Source organism: Pseudoalteromonas sp. PS5 (assembly GCF_004103255.1).
GTDB classification, from domain to species: domain Bacteria; phylum Pseudomonadota; class Gammaproteobacteria; order Enterobacterales; family Alteromonadaceae; genus Pseudoalteromonas; species Pseudoalteromonas peptidolytica.
The window spans coordinates 1-3393 of sequence record NZ_RCSQ01000210.1; the positions used below are offsets into that span (position 1 = coordinate 1).

At 41.8% G+C, this 3393-nt stretch carries 5 protein-coding genes; 3 read left to right on the forward strand and 2 right to left on the reverse strand.

Translation table 11 applies throughout. From position 1 onward, the window contains the following. The first annotated feature begins 233 nt into the window (after nt 1–233). Nucleotides 234–746, forward strand: a complete 513-nt coding sequence (locus tag D9603_RS20330) for a DUF3016 domain-containing protein (RefSeq protein ID WP_128732686.1) — start codon at nt 234–236, stop codon at nt 744–746. A 68-nt stretch (nt 747–814) separates the two neighbouring features. Here D9603_RS20330 and D9603_RS20335 read toward each other — a convergent pair whose 3' ends face one another. Beyond that, complete coding sequence (locus D9603_RS20335) at nt 815–1108, reverse strand: prephenate dehydrogenase (RefSeq protein ID WP_125251022.1); 294 nt, start codon at nt 1106–1108, stop codon at nt 815–817. A 185-nt stretch (nt 1109–1293) separates the two neighbouring features. Here D9603_RS20335 and D9603_RS20340 point away from each other — a divergent pair, with 185 nt between their 5' ends. Continuing rightward, nucleotides 1294–1503: a hypothetical protein gene (locus D9603_RS20340; protein ID WP_125251023.1), complete on the forward strand. Its 210-nt coding sequence runs from the start codon at nt 1294–1296 to the stop codon at nt 1501–1503. 95 nt (nt 1504–1598) lie between these two features. Here the strand turns inward: D9603_RS20340 and epmB are convergent, their stop codons facing one another. After that, the gene (epmB, locus tag D9603_RS20345; RefSeq protein ID WP_128732685.1) at nt 1599–2615 is read right to left on the reverse strand and encodes an EF-P beta-lysylation protein EpmB; all 1017 of its coding nucleotides are present in this window, start codon (nt 2613–2615) and stop codon (nt 1599–1601) included. Nucleotides 2616–2657: 42 nt separating this feature from the next. On the opposite strand from epmB, the gene efp reads away from it, so the two are divergent. Then, a complete protein-coding gene (efp, locus tag D9603_RS20350; protein ID WP_125251025.1) occupies nt 2658–3224 on the forward strand; it encodes an elongation factor P in 567 nt (188 codons plus the stop codon). The last annotated feature ends 169 nt before the right edge of the window (nt 3225–3393 follow it).

Here is a 3393-nt window from a genome sequence, read left to right on the forward strand (position 1 = left end):
GGACGTAGGTACCTCGGCGTGAGCAGGGCGAGGAAGCGGTGTTATCGACAAGGTTTTCCCGTCTTAAAATAGACTACTTAATTAAGATGATTAGCATAACTTTACTCGACAAACCTGAGAACATTTACCAATAACGTCGGTCTTATTGATATATTGATGAAAATGTAGCTAATTGTCACACTGCGTAAAAGGGTGTGATCTTGCTTTACTTCGTATTGATAAAGAGTAAGGTGGTGATAGAGCTTGAAGGAGATCTAAAGATGAAATTACCAATGACATTAGTTGCCCTGTGTCTGACACCATTATTTGTAAATGCAGGTGAAGTTTCGGTGACTTGGAAAGACTTTAAAGAGTACCGTGATGTGCGCCCAGGCAATGAAACACGTGGGTCCTTTTATGAGCGCGTGGAGAAGCAATTTACCAAGCATATGGAGGAGTTAGCTGAGCAGTTGCCGGAAGGTTATAAACTAGCAGTTAGCTTCGATGAAATAGACCTAGCTGGTGATGTACATTATGGAATATCAGATATTCGTGTGATAAAGCCGATCCATTTTCCGCGTTTAGAAATTAGCTACCAGCTAACGGATCAAGCAGGTAAAACTATTGCACAAGAAAACGCAGTAAAATTAAAAGACATGTCGTTTATGGATAGAATCAAACGCGGCCTAGATGAATCTTTTTATTATGAGAAACGTTTGTTGACAGAATGGTTTGAAGACGACCTGATGAAAAAAGTGAGTTTATAAACGAACTTTAGGCGCTCTTTTTAGATAAGGTTGCACGCAGCGTTTTGGCTGCGTGTTTACGTATAGTGTTATTTAAACGTCGCGAGTAGCTGCAATAGAGATTGGAGCTTTTTAACTACCAACGCCAGTTTTTGCTCGTCAATTTCTTCAGTTTTAGATAGACCTTCAACATCGGCTGCAACATCCAAAACATATGGCTTAAAGCGCTTAGCTTCAAACGTAAATCCCGCTTCTTCTGTAAATAGTGCTTTAAACTTACCGTGGCCTTGCTGTTGCAAGTCATCAAGCTTTTTATCCGCATCTAGTGCTTGGCGGTATACGATCTTGAGGTTTTCATTGAGTTTTTCGATAACGGCTTGCATGGTCAGTCCTAATCGCCCTACTAAAAGCGCTTATTTTAAGGGTTTCATTTACAAATGTCAGGTGTAAATCTACTCTTTTAAAGGTAGTAAAAAGGGATTGGAAATTTATCTCAAAATTTACCCTAAAGGTTTAGCTTTGTATGCCGATACCTTATCTGATCCATCAAAAAGTTAGGTAATCACTTATGAATATTTCCGGAAGTAACCTACCTGCTATGTCTGGAGCGAGTCAAAGTGGCGAAGTATACAGCGCTGCATTGGCAAAAAAGCAACAGAAAGCAGATGGACAAGCCGCGCTTGCATTAATTGAATCTGCGGGTAACAGTGCTGCTGCACAAACACCTGCTAAATCAGTAACTGCAACGTTAGGCAACAACATCAACACATACGCTTAATTGCTATGGGTTGATGGCACGTTGTCTTCGGTTGTCCGATAGCTATGTGCATAAGCAATCGGTGCTAGGGTCATTAGCACCGATTTTTTGCGCTCTTAACCGAGTAAATCTAGGTCAACCGGCGTTTTACTTGGCTGACCGCCAATCTCTCGAACTAATTTAGGCACTAAAAACCCTGGCAACGTTTCTAAAAGCTCAGCCATAAGGGTTTTGGCTTCTGCTTCTTCAACATCGAAGTGGCTAGCCCCTTCTACTTTATCAAGCAAATGCAAATAATAAGGCAGTATATCCGCATCGAATAAGGCTTCACTCAATTGGGCTTGAGTTGCAGCATCGTTGTTAATTCCCTTGAGCAGTACAGCTTGGTTCAGTAAAGTCACATTTGCTTGTTTTAGCTGTTTCATTGCGGCTTTAAAGTGTTCGTCAATTTCATTCGGGTGGTTGATATGGTTAACCAAAATCACCTTTAAATGACTCTGTGCTAAACGTTGGCATAATGCCTCGGTTATTCTCGTTGGGATCACCACTGGTAGGCGGCTATGAATACGCAAACGTTTGATTTGTGGTATCGTCTCTAATTGTTCTAACACCCAAGCTATCATGTCGTCTTTGGCCATCAGCGGATCACCGCCGCTTAAGATCACCTCATTGATTTCAGGGTGGGTGCGTAAGTAATCAAACACTGGGGCTAAGGTGCGTTTATTGACCTGATTATCTTGGTAAGGAAAGTGGCGTCGAAAGCAGTAACGGCAGTTGACCGCACAGCCGGTTTTGAGCATGAGTAATACTCGAGAACGATACTTATGTAGCAGCCCTGGCACTGGTGCGTCTTGCTCTTCGAGTGGATCTTTACTAAATCCCGCTTCAGTTAAATATTCCTGATGTACCGGCAGCACTTGTAATAGCAAAGGATCGTAACGATCTCCGTGGCGCATTTTATCAATAAATGGGCGTGGTACTCGCATAGGAAACAAGCGCTTAGCTGCAAAGTCTCGTGCATCAAAATGGTCTTGTAACCCTAGGATGTTAAGTAGCTCCTGTGGGTCAGTGACAACATTTGCTAATTCTTTTTGCCAGTTAGTCTGCAAATTTACTTCATTTATTTGTATCATTAGCAGGTTAATTACTCGAATATACGTAGATTAGAGGATACGATGGCGAATTATAGCACCAACGAGTTCAAGGGCGGTCTAAAAATTATGATCGATGGCGAGCCTTGTTCTATCTTAGAAAATGAAATGGTCAAGCCTGGCAAAGGACAAGCGTTTAACCGCGTTAAGATCCGCAAGCTTATCTCAGGTAAAGTATTAGAAAAAACATTTAAGTCTGGTGATTCAGTTGAAGGTGCAGACGTTATAGACACAGATCTTGCTTACCTATATACAGACGGTGAGTTCTGGCACTTTATGAATAACGACACGTTTGAACAAATCGCTGCGGATGAAAAAGCGGTAGGCGAGAACGTAAAATGGCTCGTTGAAAATGACGTTTGTACTATTACGCTTTGGAACGGCAACCCAATTGCTGTAACGCCGCCAAATTTTGTTGAGCTTGAGATCACCGAAACGGATCCTGGCCTGAAAGGTGATACCGCAGGTACTGGTGGTAAGCCCGCTACATTGAGCACAGGAGCTGTTGTACGTGTTCCTTTGTTTGTTCAAATTGGTGAAGTGATTAAAGTTGACACGCGCAGTGGCGAATACGTTAGCCGCGTAAAATAAATATCACACCAACCTAAGTTGTTACACCATTTGTTTTAATGCTTTCTTAGTTTGAAAGAGTGATAAGCTGCAAAGAGTTGCTTTAATGGTAATAAAATGCGCTAGCTGCGCTATCAACAAGGCTTTTTGGCCTTTAAGTAAAGCGCTATATAATACCAATTGACTTAAT